Annotated in this window: 20 protein-coding genes and 1 tRNA gene; 9 read left to right on the top strand and 12 right to left on the bottom strand. The window is 72.2% G+C overall.

The genetic code is table 11. From position 1 onward, the window contains the following. Window positions 1–7 precede the first annotated feature (7 nt). From V6U89_RS08140 to V6U89_RS08130, 3 genes are read right to left on the bottom strand one after another with little or no spacing between them, the layout of a single operon-like run. Window positions 8–1,423, bottom strand: coding sequence for a PP2C family protein-serine/threonine phosphatase (locus V6U89_RS08140; protein ID WP_334570074.1), 1,416 nt, complete (start codon window positions 1,421–1,423; stop codon window positions 8–10). Continuing rightward, window positions 1,420–1,905 carry an FHA domain-containing protein FhaB/FipA gene (locus V6U89_RS08135; protein WP_074315675.1) on the bottom strand — a complete coding sequence of 162 codons (486 nt, stop codon included), beginning with the start codon at window positions 1,903–1,905 and terminating at the stop codon, window positions 1,420–1,422. Before V6U89_RS08135 ends, V6U89_RS08140 begins: the two co-directional genes overlap by 4 nt. A gap of 6 nt (window positions 1,906–1,911) precedes the next feature. Continuing rightward, the gene (locus V6U89_RS08130) at window positions 1,912–2,706 is read right to left on the bottom strand and encodes an FhaA domain-containing protein (RefSeq protein WP_088959603.1); all 795 of its coding nucleotides are present in this window, start codon (window positions 2,704–2,706) and stop codon (window positions 1,912–1,914) included. A 214-nt stretch (window positions 2,707–2,920) separates the two neighbouring features. Here V6U89_RS08130 and V6U89_RS08125 point away from each other — a divergent pair. The 3 genes from V6U89_RS08125 to V6U89_RS08115 all read left to right on the top strand — a co-directional run bounded on the left by V6U89_RS08125 (window position 2,921) and on the right by V6U89_RS08115 (window position 4,993). Further along, window positions 2,921–3,006: transfer RNA gene (locus tag V6U89_RS08125), tRNA-Leu, on the top strand. A gap of 110 nt (window positions 3,007–3,116) precedes the next feature. After that, complete coding sequence (locus tag V6U89_RS08120; protein WP_334570071.1) at window positions 3,117–4,190, top strand: NAD-dependent epimerase/dehydratase family protein; 1,074 nt, start codon at window positions 3,117–3,119, stop codon at window positions 4,188–4,190. Beyond that, on the top strand, window positions 4,187–4,993 hold the full coding sequence (locus V6U89_RS08115) for a WecB/TagA/CpsF family glycosyltransferase (RefSeq protein WP_334570150.1): 807 nt from the start codon (window positions 4,187–4,189) through the stop codon (window positions 4,991–4,993). Before V6U89_RS08120 ends, V6U89_RS08115 begins: the two co-directional genes overlap by 4 nt. 102 nt (window positions 4,994–5,095) lie before the next feature. On the opposite strand, the gene V6U89_RS08110 is transcribed toward V6U89_RS08115, so the two are convergent. Next, window positions 5,096–6,973, bottom strand: coding sequence for a S8 family peptidase (locus tag V6U89_RS08110; RefSeq protein ID WP_334570068.1), 1,878 nt, complete (start codon window positions 6,971–6,973; stop codon window positions 5,096–5,098). Window positions 6,974–7,191: 218 nt separating this feature from the next. Here V6U89_RS08110 and V6U89_RS08105 point away from each other — a divergent pair, with 218 nt between their 5' ends. Further along, complete coding sequence (locus tag V6U89_RS08105; protein WP_334570066.1) at window positions 7,192–7,794, top strand: hypothetical protein; 603 nt, start codon at window positions 7,192–7,194, stop codon at window positions 7,792–7,794. Here the strand turns inward: V6U89_RS08105 and V6U89_RS08100 are convergent. From V6U89_RS08100 to V6U89_RS08090, 3 genes are all read right to left on the bottom strand, one after another. After that, window positions 7,762–8,169, bottom strand: a complete 408-nt coding sequence (locus V6U89_RS08100; protein ID WP_088959607.1) for a hypothetical protein — start codon at window positions 8,167–8,169, stop codon at window positions 7,762–7,764. The genes V6U89_RS08105 and V6U89_RS08100 overlap by 33 nt on opposite strands. A gap of 150 nt (window positions 8,170–8,319) precedes the next feature. Then, entirely contained in the window at window positions 8,320–8,541 is a 222-nt protein-coding gene (locus V6U89_RS08095; protein WP_210777652.1) for a DUF397 domain-containing protein, read from the bottom strand. Beyond that, window positions 8,511–9,392 carry a helix-turn-helix domain-containing protein gene (locus tag V6U89_RS08090; protein WP_334570062.1) on the bottom strand — a complete coding sequence of 294 codons (882 nt, stop codon included), beginning with the start codon at window positions 9,390–9,392 and terminating at the stop codon, window positions 8,511–8,513. The genes V6U89_RS08095 and V6U89_RS08090 overlap by 31 nt, the downstream gene beginning before the upstream one ends. A gap of 627 nt (window positions 9,393–10,019) precedes the next feature. Between V6U89_RS08090 and V6U89_RS08085 the strand changes: the two genes are divergently transcribed. Then, complete coding sequence (locus V6U89_RS08085; protein ID WP_334570059.1) at window positions 10,020–10,304, top strand: hypothetical protein; 285 nt, start codon at window positions 10,020–10,022, stop codon at window positions 10,302–10,304. Between the two features lie 102 nt (window positions 10,305–10,406). Further along, complete coding sequence (locus V6U89_RS08080) at window positions 10,407–10,898, top strand: hypothetical protein (protein ID WP_334570057.1); 492 nt, start codon at window positions 10,407–10,409, stop codon at window positions 10,896–10,898. Between the two features lie 9 nt (window positions 10,899–10,907). Here the strand turns inward: V6U89_RS08080 and V6U89_RS08075 are convergent, their stop codons facing one another. Further along, entirely contained in the window at window positions 10,908–11,714 is an 807-nt protein-coding gene (locus tag V6U89_RS08075; protein WP_334570054.1) for a PASTA domain-containing protein, read from the bottom strand. Window positions 11,715–11,816: 102 nt separating this feature from the next. Continuing rightward, window positions 11,817–12,500 carry a PASTA domain-containing protein gene (locus V6U89_RS08070; protein WP_334570052.1) on the bottom strand — a complete coding sequence of 228 codons (684 nt, stop codon included), beginning with the start codon at window positions 12,498–12,500 and terminating at the stop codon, window positions 11,817–11,819. Between the two features lie 116 nt (window positions 12,501–12,616). Between V6U89_RS08070 and V6U89_RS08065 the strand changes: the two genes are divergently transcribed. Continuing rightward, window positions 12,617–14,002, top strand: a complete 1,386-nt coding sequence (locus V6U89_RS08065) for a hypothetical protein (protein ID WP_334570051.1) — start codon at window positions 12,617–12,619, stop codon at window positions 14,000–14,002. Window positions 14,003–14,128: 126 nt separating this feature from the next. Here the strand turns inward: V6U89_RS08065 and V6U89_RS08060 are convergent, their stop codons facing one another. Both V6U89_RS08060 and V6U89_RS08055 read right to left on the bottom strand, forming a co-directional pair. After that, entirely contained in the window at window positions 14,129–15,607 is a 1,479-nt protein-coding gene (locus V6U89_RS08060) for a glutamate--cysteine ligase (protein ID WP_334570049.1), read from the bottom strand. A 242-nt stretch (window positions 15,608–15,849) separates the two neighbouring features. Next, the gene (locus V6U89_RS08055) at window positions 15,850–16,428 is read right to left on the bottom strand and encodes a YceI family protein (RefSeq protein ID WP_280838927.1); all 579 of its coding nucleotides are present in this window, start codon (window positions 16,426–16,428) and stop codon (window positions 15,850–15,852) included. A gap of 102 nt (window positions 16,429–16,530) precedes the next feature. On the opposite strand from V6U89_RS08055, the gene V6U89_RS08050 reads away from it, so the two are divergent. Beyond that, complete coding sequence (locus V6U89_RS08050; protein ID WP_154940908.1) at window positions 16,531–17,031, top strand: MarR family winged helix-turn-helix transcriptional regulator; 501 nt, start codon at window positions 16,531–16,533, stop codon at window positions 17,029–17,031. Between the two features lie 276 nt (window positions 17,032–17,307). Here the strand turns inward: V6U89_RS08050 and V6U89_RS08045 are convergent, their stop codons facing one another. Then, entirely contained in the window at window positions 17,308–17,754 is a 447-nt protein-coding gene (locus V6U89_RS08045; RefSeq protein WP_334570044.1) for an SgcJ/EcaC family oxidoreductase, read from the bottom strand. Between the two features lie 82 nt (window positions 17,755–17,836). On the opposite strand from V6U89_RS08045, the gene V6U89_RS08040 reads away from it, so the two are divergent. Further along, window positions 17,837–18,292: a MarR family winged helix-turn-helix transcriptional regulator gene (locus V6U89_RS08040; RefSeq protein WP_334570041.1), complete on the top strand. Its 456-nt coding sequence runs from the start codon at window positions 17,837–17,839 to the stop codon at window positions 18,290–18,292. The last annotated feature ends 27 nt before the right edge of the window (window positions 18,293–18,319 follow it).

Here is an 18,319-nt window from a genome sequence, read left to right as displayed (position 1 = left end):
CCGACGTTCACTCGGTCGACCGGCAGCCCGCCGGATCCACGACCGGCGGTACCGGGTCGGAGGCCGGGGCGTCGGGCGTGGTGGTCGGCGCGGGAGTGACGGTGCCGGCCGGACGGCCGCCGGCGGTCGGGGTGGGCGGGGCCGGGCTGCCGGTCGGCGGGACCGGGGAGGCGCTCGCCGCCACGGTCGGGCTCGGCGGGCAGAGCGGCTTGAGGTTGGGGTTGGCCGGGTCGTCGACGGTCAGCTCGGTCAGCCGGCGTACCGCGTCGGGCTCGCTCTTGGCCTGGATGCCCTGCTTGACCTGCTCCTGCGCGGCGAGGGTGAGGTCGTCCAGCTTGGCCTGGCTGGTCGAGTGCACGCTGGAGAGGTCGAGCCCGGCGACCTGGCCGGGGACGCCGCGGAAGACCGCGAGCTGCCCCTGCTCGGTCGCCCCGACGTAGTACTGCCGCTGGGTGTAGCTCCAGCCGGCGAAGAGACCGCCGCCCAGGATCACCAGCAGCGCCAGCAGCATCGCCACGGTACGCAGCGGCCGGCGGCGCCGCTCGGGCTCGTCGTCCCGGTTGGCGGCCGGGTCCTCCGGCACCGGGGGACGCGGGGCGGAGAGCGCCGAGGCGCGGGCGGCCGGGGTGGAGACGTCGGCCGAGGTGGCCATGCCCCGGTCCCGGGACGCGGCACCACCGACGATCGGGCTCGCCTCGACGATGTCCTGGTCGGTGGCGTCCGCGATGATCACGGTGATGTTGTCCGGGCCGCCGCCGCGCAGCGCCAGCTGCACCAGCCGCTCGACGCACTGCTGCGGGTCGGTGTACTCCCGCATGGTGTCGGCGATGGTGTCCGCGCTGACCACGCCGGAGAGCCCGTCGCTGCAGATCAGGTAACGGTCACCGGGCAGCACCTGGCGGACGCTGTACTCCGGGTCGATGTCGCGACCGTCCAGGGCGCGGGTGAGCAACGAGCGCTGGGGGTGGCTGCTCGCCTCCTCCGCGCTGATCCGGCCCTCGTCGACGAGCATCTGGACGTAGGTGTCGTCCTTGGTGATCTGCGCGAACTCACCGTTGCGCAGGAGATAGGCCCGCGAGTCACCGATGTGGACCATTCCGAGCTTGCTGCCGGAGAAGAGGGTCGCGGTGAGCGTGGTGCCCATCCCCTCCAGCTGCGGATTGGCGTCCACGGTGTCGCGGAGCTGCTGGTTGGCGGTGCCCACGGCCGAGCGCAGCGCGTCGACGAGGGCGTCCCCTGGGACGTCCTCGTCGAGCGGCGCCATGGCACCGATGACGATGTTGCTGGCGACGTCACCGGCGGCCATGCCGCCCATGCCGTCGGCGACGGCGAGGAGCCGCGGCCCGGCGTAGACGGAATCCTGGTTTCCGTCTCGGATCAGACCGCGGTCGCTGTGGGCCGCATAGCGCAGGGTCAGAGTCATGGCCGTAATTCGAGAGAAGTGCGGCCGATCCGGATCGGCACGCCGAGGGGGACGGGGGTTGGTCCGGTGACCTTAGCGCGATCCAGGTAGGTGCCGTTAGTCGAGCCGAGGTCCTCGACGAACCACTGCCCGTCGCGGGGCACGAGCCGGGCGTGCCGCGCGGAGGCGTAGTCGTCGGTGATGACGAGGGTGGAGTCCTCGGCCCGTCCGATGGTGATCTGGGCTTCGCCGAGGGTGATCCGGGTGCCGGCGAGCTGGCCGGCGGTGACCACCAACTGGTGCGCGGCCCTGCCCCGCTTCACCTTCGCCGGCTTCGCCGCCTGCCCGGTGGAGGCGCCCACCGCGCGCGGCGCGGCCACCAGCCGGCCCGACCGGGCTCCTGCGAAGAGGTCACGGCGGATCACGCCGACCACCGTGAACACGAAGATCCACAGCAGGATGAGGAACCCGAACCGGGCGACGGTGATGACGAGCTCCGGCAAGGCGGGTCAGCCGTCCACGCGGAAGGTCAGGGTGGTCGTGCCGAGCTGGATCATGTCGCCGGGGTTGAGGGCGACCGCGGAGACGCGCTGGCCGTTGACCATCGTGCCGTTGGTCGACCCGAGGTCGGTCAGCACGACCTGGCCGCCGTCGAAGTCCAGCCGGGCGTGTCGCCGGGAGATCCCGACGTCCGGCAGGCGCAGGTTGGCCTGGTCGCCGCGACCGATCACCGTCGACCCCATCTGGAGCGGGTAGGTGCGGCCGTCGCCCGAGACCAGCCGGACGTTGCGGGCGCCGCCGCCGTGTCCCGGCGGCGGGCCGTAGCCGCCGCCCTGGTCGTACGCGGGGTACGCCGGCGGGCCGGCGTCGTAGCCACCGGGCGCGGAGACCGGGGCGACCTCGCCACCGGTGTAGACCTCGGCGGTGACCCGGAACATGCCGGTGTCCAGTCCCTCGCCGCGTTCGATCTCGACGATCACGTCGCCGTAGACCGTCCACGCCTGCTCGCCGATGAACTCCGCCTGCGACTGGGCCAGTTCCTGGGCCAGCGCGGCGGCGTACGGCGCCAGCCGACTGTGGTCGTACGGCGAGAGATCGATCACGTAGCGGTTGGGCACCAACGTGCGCCCACCGGCCAGGATGGCCTTGTGCGCCTCGGCCTCCCGCTGCATGGCGTTGAGGATCTCCACGGGGTGGACCACCCCTTTGAAGACCTTGGCGAAGGCCCCCTCGACCAGGCCTTCCAGACGCTTCTCGAAGCGTTGCAGCACGCTCACCGGCTCCTCCTCGGGTCCCGAGGACATGATGGTATCCGGCCGGCGCGCATGCAGCTCGCGCGCCGCTCGGCGGGCGCGTGCCGGCCCGTTCGAAAGGGGCCCTCCGGGCGTGCTAATGTTTCGTCCGCCGAGGCGGTGACTGCTCCACGGAGCGTAACCAGTCGAGGCGATGACGGAGGACACGTAGGCCCGCTGGCGACAGCGGGATCGGCACCAGCTACAGTGTTCGAGGTCAAGCCACGGGGAAGTGGCGGAATGGCAGACGCGCACGGTTCAGGTCCGTGTGTCCGAAAGGACGTGGGGGTTCAACTCCCCCCTTCCCCACCAGACAGACGAGGGCTCCGCAGCTTGCGGGGCCCTCGACTCGTATCGGGGCGTGCCGGACGTCACGCTATGCTCCGAGGGTTTCCCTGCCTCCTACTGACCAGGAGTGGCGTGTGAGTGTCGCGTTGGTGACCGGGTCGGGCGGTCTGATCGGGTCCGAGGCGGTCCGGCACTTCGCCGGCCTCGGCCTGGACGTGGTCGGCATCGACAACGACATGCGGCAGGAGTTCTTCGGCGCCGAGGCGTCGACCGCGTGGAACGTCCGGCGGCTCGCCGACGAGCTGGGGTCCGCGTACTCGCACCACAGCATCGACATCCGGGACCGGGATTCGCTGGCGAAGCTCTTCGCCCGCTACGGCCGGGACATCGCCGTGGTGATCCACACCGCCGCGCAGCCCTCGCACGACTGGGCGGTGCGCGACCCCTTCACCGACTTCGACGTGAACGCCGGCGGCACCCTCAACGTGCTGCAGAACGTGCGCGAGCACTGCATCGAGGCGCCGGTGATCCACTGCTCGACCAACAAGGTCTACGGCGACCGCCCGAACAGCCTGCCCCTGGTGGAGTTGGAGACCCGGTGGGAGATCGAGGCGGGCCACCCGTACGAGCAGGGCATCCGCGAGGACATGTCGATCGACGCCTGCCTGCACTCGGTCTTCGGCGCCTCCAAGGTCGCCGCCGACGTGATGGTGCAGGAGTACGGCCGGTACTTCGGCATGAAGACCGCCTGCTTCCGGGGCGGCACGCTGACCGGCCCGGCGCACTCCGCGACGGAGCTGCACGGCTTCCTCGGGTACGTGATGCGGGCGAACATGGAGCGCCGCACGTACAAGATCTTCGGCTACCAGGGCAAGCAGGTCCGGGACGCCATCCACAGCTCGGACGTGGTCTCCGCGTTCGAGGCGTTCTTCCGCAACCCGCGCTCCGCGGCCGTCTACAACCTGGGCGGCGGGCGGCACTCCAACACCTCGAACCGGGAGGCGTTCGCCCTGGCCGAGCAGATCACCGGCCGGGAGATGGTCACCGAGTACGTCGAGGCGAACCGGATCGGCGACCACAAGTGGTGGATCGGCTCGAACGAGGCCTTCCAGGCCGACTACCCGGACTGGAAGCAGGTCTACGACGTACCGATGATCATGCGGGAGATCTACGAGGCCAACGTCGACAAGTGGGTGCCGCAGGCATGACCGGCAAGGGCAAGCGGAACGTCCTGGGCGTCCTGGTCGACGCGACCGACTACGCCTCGGCGACCGAGCAGGTGGTGGCCGCCGCGCACGAGCGCCGCCCGCTGGCGCTGACCGCGCTGGCCGTGCACGGCGTGATGACCGGGGTGCTCGACCCGGCGCACAACGCCCGGCTGAACTCCTTCGACGTGGTCACCCCCGACGGCCAGCCGGTCCGCTGGGCGCTCAACCTGCTGCACCACGCCGGCCTGGCGGACCGGGTCTACGGCCCGACGCTGACCCTGCACGTGCTGCGCCGCTTCGCCGAGGAGGGGCTGCCGGTCTACCTCTACGGTTCCACCGAGGAGACGCTGGCCCGACTGATCCCGGCGCTGGAACGGATGTTCCCCGCGCTCAAGATCGCCGGGGTGGAGCCGTCGAAGTTCCGCGAGGTCCAGCCGGGCGAGGACGTGGAGATCGCCGACCGGATCCGGGCCAGTGGGGCCCGGCTCGTCCTGGTCGGCCTGGGCTGCCCGCGCCAGGAGGTCTTCGCGTACGCGATGCGGCCGTTGCTGGACATGCCGCTGATGGCGGTCGGCGCGGCCTTCGACTACCACGCCGGCCTGCTCAAGCAGCCGCCCCCGTGGATGCAGCGGGCCGGGCTGGAGTGGTTCTGGCGGCTCGGCCTGGAGCCGAAGCGGCTCTGGCGCCGGTACGTCATCCTCAACCCGGCGTACCTGACCCGCCTCGCCGGGCAGAAGACCGGCCTGTGGAAGGCGCAGCCTCCGGCGCCGGCCACGGAACGCCCGGCCACCTTCTCGGTCTGACCCGCGCAGCCGCGCCACCCGGCGGGTCTGCGGAGCCGGCGGGCCGGCCAGACAGGGTGCGGGGCCCCTTCCGGTGGGAAGGAGCCCCGCGGCGAGGGTGCGTCAGAGGGTCAGGGTCCAGGTGTTGAGGTAGCCGGTGTCGCCCGAGTAGACGTCGCGCACCTGGAGTCGCCAGGTGCCGTTCGCCGCCTCCGACGAGAGGTTCGCGGTGTAGGTGGCGTTGACGTTGTCGGCACCGTCGAAGAAGCTGCTGTTCTTCAGCCGGTACGCGGAGCCGTCCGGGGCGACCAGGTCGATGACCAGGTCACCGCGGTAGGTGTGGACGATGTTCACCGCGACGGTCGACGCCGACGAGGCGTTGCGGCCACACCCGGAGATCACGATCGAGCTGGACACCGTGGCGCCGGTGTCCGGGATCGCGACGTCCGTGCCGTTGCTGCCGGAGCAGCCGCCACCACCCGAGCCGGTCACCGTCAGCGAGTACGTCGCCGTACGGGTGCCCGACGCGGCCGTGCCCGTGACGGTCACGGTGTACGTGCCGGGCGGGGTGCTCGCCGAGGTGGCGATGGTGAGCGTGGACGAGCCGCCCGAGGTCACCGTGGACGGGTTGAACGAGGCGGTCGCGCCGGCCGGCAGGCCGCTGGCGGAGAGGCTGACCGACTGCGCGGAGCCGTTGGTGGTGGCGGTGGCCACGGTGGCGGTCACCGACCCGCCCGGGGCGGTGGAGCCGGAGGTCGGCGACACCGAGACCGAGAAGTCGTTGGTCGGCGGCGGGGTGGTGCCGTTGTCCACGTAGAGCAGCCGGTTCGGGGTCCCGGTGCCCACGTTGGTCACCACGTTCGGGGTCGCGGCGTTGACCAGGTTGTCGCGAACCTGCTGCGGGCTCCACGACGGGTTGGCGGAGAGGACGAGCGCGGCGGCGCCGGCGACGTGCGGCGACGCCATGGACGTGCCGCTGATGGTGTTCGTCGCGGTGGTGCCGGTGTACCAGGCGGAGGTGATGTTGACGCCCGGGGCCAGGATGTCGACGCAGGTGCCGAAGTTGGAGAAGCTCGCGGCGGCGTCGTTGTTCTGGGTGGCGCCGACGGTGATCGCCGACCCGACCCGGGCCGGGGAGTAGTTGCAGGCGTTCTGGCGGTTGCCGAAGATGTCGCCGTTGCCGGCGGCGACCGCGTACGTGATGCCGGAGTTGATGGAGTTGGTGACCGCCGTGTCGATCGAGCTGTTGGCGGAGCCACCGAGGCTCATGTTCGCCACGGCCGGCTTCACCGCGTTCGCGGTCACCCAGTCGATGCCCGCCACGACCTGGGCGTTGGTGCCGCTGCCCTGGCAGTCGAGCACCCGGACGCCGACGATCTGCACGCCCTTGGCCACGCCGTACGAAGAGCCGCCGACGGTGCCCGAGACGTGCGTGCCGTGGCCGTTGCAGTCGTCGGCGGAGCCGCCGTCCACCGCGTCGAAGCCGGAGACCGCCCGGCCGCCGAAGTCGTTGTGCCCGTACAGCACGCCGGTGTCGATGACGTAGGCGCGCACGTTGGACGCCGTGGTCGGGTAGGTGTACGAGCTGTTCAGCGGCAGGTTGCGCTGATCGATCCGGTCCAGGCCCCAGGAGGGCGGGTTGGCCTGCGTGCCGAAGATGGAGACGGTGTGGTTCTGTTCGACGTACGCCACCGCGGGGTCGGCGGCGATCCGGGCCGCCGCCGCCGCGCCGACGGTGACCTCGAAGCCGCGCAGCGCGGCGGTGTAGGTACGGGCGACCTGGCCGCCGTGCCTGCCGACCAGCCGTCGGGCGTTGTCACCCACCCGGCTCCGGCCGACGGCGCTGTCCTTGAAGACCACGATGTAGCTGTCCGGCACGGCGGTGGCCCCGCCCGCTTCCCGGATCACCCCGACGGGCTCGGCGGCCATGGCGGGTGCGGCGGTTGCCAACATCGCCAGGGTGGCCACCCCGACGAGTGCGGACCTGTGTGGAAGACCCATCTCCCTACCTCCCTCCGACCGGCAGCCGAGCGTCCACCCGCGCATCCGAGGCTGATCGATGGTTGCCGATCTATCCGAGGGTAGATCGGCGGGGTCCGGGAGTTAAACATGTCGAAACGTTCATAACGTCGGCGGGATGCCCCTACGGGTGAGGTAGGGGGCGAACGGGGGGCCGGCCCCGGATTCGCCGACGGCCGATCTGGGCAACGCTGGACCACATGGATGGCCATCTCATCGTTCTGCTGCCGATCGCCGGGGTCTGGCTGGCCGCCGGTGTGGTGGCCGATCGACTGCCCCGGCTGGACCGCGCCCGCGCACTCCGCCGGCGTACCGGATGGTTGCTCGCCCTGACCCTGACCGGCCTCGGCCTGACGGCGGCGGTGCTGGCGGTCGGCCTGACCAGTGCCGGCGCTACGCCGGTCGACCGGGCCGCCGCCGGTCTCGGCCTGGCCGCCGGCCCGGCGCTCACCGTCGCGGTCTGCACGGTACGGCGGCTGCGCCGGCTCGGAGCCGGTGCCGGCGCGTTCGCCACCGCGCCGGAGACGCCGGCGCCGCACGGCCTGCGGGCCGCCGGGGCACATCCGCTGATCGGCCTGCCGCTGCAGGCCACCGCCCTGGCCACGCTGCCGCCGGTGCTGTCCGCCGCGGGGTTGGACCTCGCCGCCGACCCGCGCCTGACCGGACCGGCCGTCACCCTGGGCGGTCTCGCGGTCATCGCGATCGGGGTACGCCTGGCACTCCGCCACAACCGGCTCGCCGAGCGGGCGTTACCGGAGGCGACGGCGACCTCAGCGCGTGCGGCTCGGCCCCTGCACGTATAGCAGCTCCAGGATCGCCCGGGTCGCCTCGAACCAGCGGTCCAGCCAACCGGGCGGCGGCACGCTGCCCTTCGGCGGCAGCTCCATCAGCAGGCCGCGCAGCAGCGGGTGGTCGACCAGCGACTCGCTCGGCTCCAACGGCCACCCGGCCGGCGGGAACGAGGGCTCGGTCAGCGGGTTCGGGTCGAGCGAGGGCAGCGTCAGCGGCGGCCCGGCCTGCTCCGGCGCGGCCGACCCGGCGTCCCGCCCGCCGACCTCGGTGTCGGTGGACACGACCTCGGTGAGCACGGTGTCCCGGCGCGCGCCGCGGTACTTGCCGCCGAAGCGCTCCGACTTGCCCGGGCCGTTGGTGAGGTTGTCTGAACCGATCGTCGTCATCCGTCTCGCCTGCCTCGCTCGGTTTCCGATCCGTGCGGCGGGTTGTCGACCAGCGCCGTATCGAGGGGTTCAACGAGACGGAACGCAAGTGGCGACGGGCCGGCCGGGGAGATCCCCGGCCGACCCGTCGTCAACGCCACGTTGCGTCGATCAGTGCTGGACGAACCCGCCGCTCCGGGTCCGGGTGACGAAGGCGTGCCAGTCTCCCGGAGCGAAGACCAGGGCCGGGCCCGTCTTGTCCTTCGAATCCCGAACGCCGACCGCCCCGGTCACGTACGCCACCTCGACGCAGTTGTCGCAGTTCGGCCCGCTCTTCGAACTCTTGAACCACGTCGCGTGCCTCAGGTCCACGGGGAACTCCTTGGTCGCCATTTCCACAGCGGCTCCTCTACCAGTTTCGCGATGTGAGCTATGGATTCCTCCGGGCGAATGGCCGCTGCTCGAATGTGATCGAAGATGAAGCTGTACTTCTGCAGTTCGTCGCTCTTCTCCAGGAAGAGCCCACCCGTGGCGTTCTCCGCGTACACGACATCGGGATCACTCGGTTCGGGGAAGCTGAGAATGGTGAAGGTGCCGTCCATGCCGGCGTGCGCGCCCACCTCGAAGGGCAGGACCTGAAGCGTCACGTTCGGCAGTTCCGCCACTTCCACCAGCCGCTGGAGCTGGCCACGCATCACCGCGTCGCCGCCCACCGGCCGGCTCAGCACCGCCTCATCGAGCACCACCCACAAATCGACCGGATCGTCCTGGGTCAACAACGACTGACGGCCCAGACGGACACGCACCCGTTGCTGCACCTGGTCGACGGTGAAGTCCGGGCGGGCTGCCCGGATCATTGCCCCGGCGTACTCCTCGGTCTCCAGCAGGCCCGGGACCACCTGCTGTTCGTACGCCCGGATCGAGCTGGCGGCCGCCTCCAGGCCGACGTACGCCCCGACCAGCACCGTGCTGTAGGGGTGCCACCAGCCCTTCTGCCGGGCCTCCCGAGCGATCTGCACCAGCTCGTCGCTCTCGACGCCCACCACGCCGTAGATCCGCAGCATGTCGCGGACGTCCCGCGGCGTCGCGGAGGTGTGGCCGGTCTCGATCCGGGAGATCTTCGACGCGCTGCACTCGAGCTGCTCGGCGACCACCTCGATCGTGATCCCCGCCGCCTCGCGCTGGCGGCGCAGTTCGGCGCCCAACCGGCGACGCCGGATGGTGGGGCTGCGCCGCTCGCTCACCGCGGCACCCCGCGGCTCACCGGGTGGTGTTCCCCGTTCCTCGCGCTCACCCGGTTACCTCCCGGTGGCTCGCGCCTGCGTCGACACCCGCCGAGGCGCGACCGACGAACGGCGGGCGATCGTTCGCGGCAGGGATGGTGCCGGTCGTCGACCGGCCGCGTCGGGCGAAACCGGCGTCCAGTGTGCCCGTCCGGGGTCGGCGTCATCAAGCGCCTCGTTCACGTGTCGCGCTCGCGTATCGGCAAAAGTCGACGTGCAACTTGCATGTCGCACGTCCCTGATGCACTCTGTCCGTATGGCTCGGGTTACTCACCGTCTCCCCACGCTTCCCCGGTACGGCGACGACACCGGCGGGACGACGGCCGGGCGACCCGGTCCAGCTGCGACGACGAGACCTGCCCCGGGGTGATGACCCCGCCGCTGCACGCCCGACGGCTGCGGCGGCGGGAGCGGTAACCGGGAGCAGCACGGTGATGGTCGGGTGGCGGTCCGCCACCAGCGGGCACGGCCCGACCACCGCCACCGATCCACCGGCCGGCGGGGCACGATCCCGTCACCGGGCCCCAGAAACCTTCCCCCATGACCTCCGGTCCGGCACCGCCGGCCATACCCTCCCCAGGAGCCCATGTGCTTCCCCGCTCCGGTGACGTACTGCACGTGACTCGCGCGGCGAGTGTCCAGTTCATCCGACCCATCACGTTCCGGGTCATCCGGGTGCTCGACTGGCCCACCTACGACGGTTGGCTCTGGCTCGACGGTTACGAGTTGAACGCGGCGGGGGACGCGATCAACCGACGGTCGATCTTCGTACAGGAGGCCGGTCTCCGGCGGCTCCAGGCGGCGCCCGTGCCGCGCCAGCACACCGTACGGACCCGACGGACGATCAACCGCGCCCCGGTGGCGGTGGGCTGACCTCCGCCATTACCCGGCCGGGGGGCGTGCCGTCGCCATAGACTCGGTACGCCCACCCCGGCGAAAGTCACCACCCCGCGCGTCCCGGACCCTGAACCTGGGATGGCCATGGTCAATATGCCCGCCGCGCGGCGGCACCACAGGTCCCGTATCGGTTATGCCTTCGGGCTGCTGGCGCTGGTCGGCGCCGTCACCACCCTCGTGGTGGTGGTGCGCTATCCGGCCGAATCGGCGACCCGGTTGGCCGAGCCCGTTCCCGCTCCCGAGATCACCGTGGTCGAGCAGAACTCACCACCTCCCGGCGTGGCCGGGTACCCAGGCTACGAGGACGACTCCGACCAGCCGGCCGACCTCGCCGCACCCGACGACCACCGGTACGGCGACACCGCACCGGGTCCCGAGACGAACGCCTCGGAGGATCCCCACAGCGACGCCGGCTCCCGGCCCGGCGACGGCGAGGCCGCCCTGGCCGGCTCGTCCACGGCCGACGCCCGGCAGGCCCTCAGCCAGTCGCTCTTCTACTCCGGCCTGCTCGGCCTGACCATCTCCCTGGCCGGGTTGGGACTGGTCGGCACGCGACGCCGGAGGTGGTGAGCCAGCCTCCTAGCCGGTGGGGGTGACCTCGGGCGTCGGCTCGACCGTCCGGGTGGGGGAAGCCGTCGGCGACGGCGCGGCGGCCACCACCAACGTCACCCGATCACCGGTGTCGACCAGCTCACCGGCCTCCGGGTCGGTCTCGATCACGGTGCCCGGCGGCTGCTCCGACGACTCCCGCGTCCGCACCCGGTACGACAGGTCGAGCCGGTCCAGGATCCGCTCCGCCGACGCCCGCGGCAGCCCCACCAGGGGCGGCACCGGAATCTGGGCGGCCGCCGTGGTGGCCGGTGTGCTGGGCGCCTCGGTGGTCGGGGCGGCGGTGGTCGCGGCCGTGGTCACCGGCGCGCTCGTCGGCGCCGGCGGGGCGGGTTCCTCGTTCCGCTCCTCGGCGGCCCGCAGCAGCAGCCAGATCCCCGTGCCGAGGGCGGCGAGCAGCAGCAGCGCCAGGATGCCCAGCAGGATCGGCATCCACCAGCGACGTCCACGCTGCTCCTCGCCGTACCACTCGACCGGCTCCCGGTAGTCGGCCGGACGCGGCGGTGGCACCCCGGCCCGCCCGGACCAGACGGGCGGCGCGGTCGGCCCGGTCTGCTCCCCGGCACCGGTCGGGGGTAGCGGCCGGGTCCGGTCCAACGGCTCGTGCCGGGCCGTGGCGTCCAGCGGCTCGTGCCGGGCGGTCGCGTCCAGCGGCTCCGGGGTGGGGCGGCCCGGCGGCTGCCCGTCGCCGGCGCGGGGCAGCGGGCGGGTCCGGTCGTCATCGGAGGGCAGCGGGCGGGTCGCGTCGTCGGCGGGCTCCTGACGGTCGTCGCTCATCGCACGTCCTCTCCCACCGGGGCAGGCGTCGTGGCCCTCGACGGTCCACGGTAACGGTCGGGGTCACCAGCCGCCGGGATCGGCGCGGCGGCCCGCCCGCGCCTACTCCTCGCCGCCGCAGGAGATGGCGACCTCGTCGTTCCAGTGCCGGGTCACGTCGGGCTCCGGATCCTGGGAGCGCACCTTGCCGACCCGACCCGTGCGGTAACGCGGGTAGAAGCCGCGCTCGACGATCGTCGCGGCGGCGTCGGCGCAGTCGTAGTCGTCCAGATCGGGCACCTCCGCCTCCGGTGCCGGCCCGGCGACGTACACCTTGACGGTGGTGCCGTGGCTCACCCGGGTGCCGGGTGCGGGGTCCAGGCGCTCGACCTTCTCACCCGACCCGGTGCCGAAGATCAGCCGCCACCCCAGCTTCCGGTCCCGCAGGTCGCTGCGTACCCCCTCGAAGCCGTCGCCGACCAGATCGGGGACGGTCACGTACCCGGTGGGGGGTGTGCTCGACGCGGCGGGCGGGGTCGGCCGGGCGGTCGTCGGTGCGACGGTCGCCGGCTGCGCCGACGGTGACGAAGCGGCCGAGGTCGGGGCGGGCGCCGAGGTCGGGGCGGTCGACGCGGCCGCGGCCGGCGGATCGGTGGCGGACGGCTCGTCCGGCCCGGCCAGCACCCAGCCGGCGGTCGCACCCACGGTGGCCAGCAGGACGAAGGCCAGCCCGCCGCCGATCAGCAGCGGGGCGCGCCCCCGCGGCCCCGGCGCCGGAGTGTCCAGAAGGGTGTGGCCGTCGCTCATCGCACTCTCCGCCTCGTCACCCGCGACCGTACCGGGCGATGCCAAGCCGTCACCGCACGTCGTCCGGGCCGTCACACGGCTCGCCGCGCCGACCAGGGGACGCTACGCTCCCCGGCATGGCCAGACTGGGCTGGGGAGGATCGGTCGCCACCGCGGTCGGCGTCGCTGCCGGCGTGGGTGCGGCACAACTGGGTTTCGCCTACGGGCTGGGCGTCATCGACTGGGCACCGGCCGAGCGCGGCGCCGCCGGCGCCGCCTGGTACGCCAGCCTCGCCTGGGCGACGTGGATCGCGGCCGTCTCCACCATCGCCGGGGCCGTCTGCGCCCAGCGGCTGGCGGAACGGGGACACGACGGCGACGCCGAGCGGGGCGGCACGCTGCGCCGGATGACGCTGGCCGTGGCCGGCGCGGTGGGCGCGCTGATCACGGTGCTGCTGGTGGCCGTGCCCGCCCGGGCGGCGACCGTGCCCGACACCTTCGCACCACAGAGCCTGGCCGCCGGGTACGCAGCGGTCGGGGTGCTGGTCGGGCTGCTGACCGCGATCTGGGCGCTGCACACGCGGGCCGTCGCGACCAATGTGATCGCCACGGTGGGCTGGATCTGGCTGCTCGCCGTGGTGTCGGTCGCGGACGGGGTGCTCGCGGGACGCGGGTTGACCACGGCTCAGCTCGGGATCTGGCAGATCAGCACGGACAGCGCCCGGTTCTGGCTGCGGGACTACGTCTACTGGCCGGGGGTGCTGCTGGCCGCCGGTTCGGCGCTGCTGATCGGCGCGCTGGCCGCGCGGCGTACCGCCCGGGTGGCGGAGCGTCGGCTCGGCGCGGCGGTGTCCGGTGCGGCGGGTCCGCTGCTGGTCGCGGTCGCCTACTTCGTCGCCGTGCCCCGGCTGGCCGAGGTCACCCCCGCGCAGGTCTCGGCGCACTTCGTCGCACCGTACGCGGTGCTCGTCGGCGCGGCCGGCTCGGTGCTGGTGGCCGCGCTCGCCCAGCGCGCCGAACGGCGCGCGGCCGCTCGCCCGGCGATGGTGCCCCGGCAGCGCACCGGCGACCTGGACGACCGCGGGTTCGACGGCGACCTGACGTCGGCCGGCGAGCCCTTCGACACCCCCGGCCCGTCCGGCGCGACGCGTCGGCCCGCCGGCCCGACGGGCGAATTGGAATCAGGCGCGGCCACCCGGCCGACGGCCGGCACGGCGACCACGACCGCCACCCGACCGGACGCGACAGGGCTCGCCGATCCGCTCGCCGAGACGAACCCGGCCCCGGCCGACAACCGGCCGGACGGGACCAGCCGCCCGGACGACGGCTCGCCCGCCACCGGCACCGGACGGACCCGACCGGCCCGCCGAGGCCGGGCCACCCCTCCCGTCCGGGATTCCGGGGCGCAGTCGACGACCTCGACCGACGAGACCGCGCCCGACCCGACGCCGGAGACCATCGACCCCTCGGACGCGTCACCCACCACCGCCCCCCGGACCCGCCCGTCCCGCCGCCCCCGCTGACCCTCACTCGCGCCCACACCCGGCCCGATGGCCAGGCACGTTCACCGAAAGAGTGGCTGTCCGACGCGGAATAGCCCCTCTTTCCGTGAAAGTGCAGTGCCATAACCGCCCGGTGTGGAGGGTGGGTCAGTCGACGGGCCAGGTGTGGACGGGTTCGTTGCTGCGCTGGAGTTCGGCGTAGCGGCGGGCCATGTGGTGCAGGGCGGCCTCGCGGTCCATGTTCCGGTGCCGCTCGGCCGCCCAGACCGCCTCGGTCTGCCAGACCGCGCCGTTGCGGCCGGTACGGCAGCGCTGCTCGATGACGCCGAGCAGCCGGTCGCGCTCGGCCGGGTCGACGCCGAACCGGTCCAGCCCGGTCGCCGCCGTCGGCAGCAGCGTGTCGAGGACCAGCTTGGCCACCGGCACGTCGCCGAGGCGGGGCCAGTGCAGGACGGCGTCCATGCCGCGCCGGGCGGCGGCGTGGAAGTTCTCCTCGGCGGAGCTGAAGGTGAGCTGGCTCCAGATCGGGCGGTCCGACTCGGCCAGCCCGCGGGCCAGCCCGAAGTAGAAGGCGGCGTTGGCCAGCATGTCCACCACGGTCGGGCCGGCCGGCAGCACCCGGTTCTCCACCCGCAGGTGGGGGCGACCGTCCATGATGTCGTAGACCGGCCGGTTCCAGCGGTAGACCGTGCCGTTGTGCAGCCGCAGCTCCGAGAGCTGGGGCACGCCGCCGGCGTGCAGCACCTCGACCGGGTCCTCGTCCTCGCAGATCGGCAGCAGCGGCGGGAAGTACCGGACGTTCTCCTCGAACAGGTCGAAGATCGAGGTGATCCAGCGCTCGCCGAACCACACCCGGGGTCGTACGCCCTGGGCCTTGAGTTCGTCGGGGCGGGTGTCGGTGGCCTGCTCGAAGAGGGCGATCCGGGTCTCGGCCCAGAGCTGCCGCCCGTAGAGGAAGGGGGAGTTCGCGCCGATCGCGACCTGGACGCCGGCGATCGCCTGGGAGGCGTTCCAGTAGTCGGCGAAGCTGTCCGGCGCGACCTGGAGGTGGAACTGGAGGCTGGTGCAGGCCGCCTCGGGGGCGATCGAGTCGGTGTGGGTCTGGAGCCGTTCCACGCCCCGGATGTCGAGCTCGATGTCCTCGCCCCGGGCGCCGACGATCTGGTCGTTGAGCACCCGGTAGCGCTCGTTGGTGGAGAGGTTGTCCACCACCAGGTGCCGCTCGGTGAGCGTGGGCAGGATGCCGACCAGGACGATCCGGGCGTCGGACTTCGCCGCCCGCTCGTCGGCGCGGGTCAGGCTGCTGCGCAGGTCGGCCTCGTACTCGGCGAACCCGCTGCCCTCGATCAGCCGGGGCGCGGCGTTCAGTTCGAGGTTGAACTGGCCGAGTTCGGTCTGGAAGAGCGGGTCGGCGATGGCGGCCAGGATCTCCTCGTTGCGCATCGCCGGCTCGCCCGCCGGGTCCATCAGGTTGAGTTCGATCTCCAGACCGGTCATCGGCCGGTCCGCGTCGAAGCCGAAGTCGTCCAGCATCAACGCGAAGACGTCCAGACTGCGCCGAACCTTCTGCCGGTAGCGGACCCGGTCTTCCCGGGAGAAGGCGCCCTGCTCGACGTCCCTACCCATGTGCCCTCCCGGCGCGAGGCGCGCGGGACCGTGTCGTCCCGCCCGCGTTGTGAACAACCACGGTAAGAGCGCCACCTCGCCAGGGCCAGTGGCCCCACGAATACGCGCTGTGGCCCTCTCTACCCAGCGGCCACCGCGGGCACCGGCCCGGCTGACGAATAATTCGTGACAATTTGCACCCGGAGACGGGGCGAGGCCCCTGCTCAGAAGAGCAGGGGCCTCGCCGGGTGGGTCCGCAGGGATCAGGCCTGGCGGACGGCCTCACCCTCGATCTCAATCTTGATCTTCTTGCCGACCAGCACGCCGCCGGTCTCCAGCGCCACGTTCCAGGTCAGACCGAAGTCCTCCCGGTCGATCTCGGTGCTCGCGGAGAAGCCGAAGATGTCCTGGCCGAACGGGCTGCGGCCGACGCCCTCGAACTCGACGTCCAGCTCCACCGACCGGGTGACGCCCTTGATGGTGAGCTCGCCGAGCAGCACGAACTCGTTGCCGTCCCGGGACTTCACACCGGTGCTGCGGTACTCCAGCGTCGGGAAGGCCTCGGCGTCCAGGAACTCCGGGCTGCGCAGGTGGGCGTCCCGGTCGGCCTGGGCGGTGTTGATGCTGGCGGCCTGGATGGTGGCGGTGACCGAGGACTGCATGGGGTCCTCGGCGATGGTGATGGTGGCCGAGGCGTCGGCGAACTCACCGCGTACCTTGCTGACCATCATGTGCCGGGCGACGAACCCGACCCGCTTGTGAGCCGCATCCAGCAGGTAGGTGCCGGCGGTAGGGACGGTGAGGCCCTCCCAGTCGCGGGTAACCGACTCGGTGCTGGTCATGGTGCGTCCTCCAGGGAAGAGATTGTTTAGAAGCCCAATGACTGACGAAGCAACTATAACCGCAGCAATATTCCCCGTGTCAAGCACTGTTAGGATGGCCAGGTGGATCAGAACGTGTTCGACGACCCCCGGATCACCGCCGTCGGCCTCCTCGTCGAGGCGTACGCCGGGCTGTCGGCCCGGTTCGCCGACCAGTACGAGGAGCACGGCCTCTCCGCCGTCGAGTTCGAGGTGCTGATGCGGCTCGCCCGATCCCCCGGGCACCAACTGCGGATGACCGACCTGGCGGCGCAGACCTCCCTGTCGACCAGCGGGGTGACCCGCGTGGTGGACCGGATGGAACGCGACGGCCTGCTGTGCCGCCGGGCCTGCCCGTCCGACCGCCGCAGCTCGTACGCGGTGGTCACCCCGTCGGGGCTGAAGCGCCTCGACGAGACCCTCCCCGGTCACCTGCGGATCATCGAGCAGTGGTTCACCGGCCAACTCGAACCCGCGGCGCTGGCGGCGATGCTCGACGGCCTGCGCCGGGTGCGGGACGCCGTCCACCCGGGGGCGACCGCCGGCAGCACCGAGCCGGCCCCCGCCAACGAACCGGCGGCCTGACACCCCGCCCCGCCCTACCGGCAGAACCACCGGCAGAACTGGCCACGCCGGCCCGGACAACCCAGTGAAGTCCCGCAAAGCGGACGTCGGGGGTGGCTAGCCTTCGTCGAGCGCGGGGGGAGCACCTGGGGGGGTGCCGGCGCGAGCGATTGAGCGAGGGGAATCACCAGGGGGCTTCTTCGCTCGCGCCTCCCCGCCCCCGCAGTTTGTGCCCCGGTAGCGATCAATTCGCCAGCCAGGCGTACCCGGCGCCCGCCGCGACGAGCAGCGCGGCGGTCAGTGCCGGTCGGTGGGAACGAGGCCGGGGGCGGTACGGAACGAGATCGCCTCCATGAGCGGCTTGCGCTTGGTGTTGTGGAACGCCGCGATCCGCCAGCACCCGTCCGCCTGACGCACCAGGACGTAGGTCTGGACCTTGCTCAGCCGTCTCGGCCGGGTGCCCTTGTAGGTGTCGCCGCGGCCGGTCACCAGGGCCGTGTCCGGGCCGGGGAAGCGGACGTCGATGACCTCGTCCGCGAGCCGGGTGCCCTTGAGGAACCTGGCGAACAGGGTGCGGTGGCTCGCCACGATGTCCCGCCGCCCCTGATAGCGGGTGCCGACGAAGGTGACGTAGGTGGCGTCGTCGGTGAACAGCTCGCCGTAGGCGTCAGCGTCGTGCCGACCCCACGCGTCGACCAGGGCGTGCAGGACGTCGGTGACGGCTGTCCGGTCATCCGCGGGCATGATTCCTCCAGTGACGTGAGACAGATGCTGCCTATGCGCAGTATCTGCATACGTGCAGATGTTATCGGAAGGGATCGACGGAATGGCAAGTCCGCAGGAGCGGCATGTGATCTTCCGGCGCTACCTGGACGCGGTCGGGCTGCACGGCATGGCGGGCGCCGAGGCCGCCGGCCTGCACGCGACCGAGTGGTACGCGCTGAGCCTGATCAGCCTCGACGGCGCGCTGACCTCAGGCGAACTGGCCACCCGGACCGGCCTGACCACCGGCGCCACGACGCGCCTGATCGACCGGCTGGAACGCGCCGGCTACGTACGCCGGGCCGCGGATCCGGCCGACCGCCGGAAGGTCGTGGTCGAACCGGTCCCCGACGCGCTCACGCGCATCGACCAGGTCGTCGCACCCGGACGCCGCAAGATCGCCGACGTCCTCGCCCGCTACACGCCCGAGCAACTCGACCTGCTCTTCGACTACTTCACCCACGCCGCACCCGCCTACCGCGAGGCCACCGAGGAGATCCGCAGACACACCCGCGGCTAGTGCGTCGACCACTCACGTTCGCCGGGT

It is taken from the genome of Micromonospora sp. CPCC 206171 (assembly GCF_036906755.1).
Taxonomy (GTDB): Bacteria; Actinomycetota; Actinomycetes; order Mycobacteriales; family Micromonosporaceae; genus Micromonospora; species Micromonospora purpureochromogenes.
This window is presented reverse-complemented; position numbering and strand designations above follow the sequence as displayed.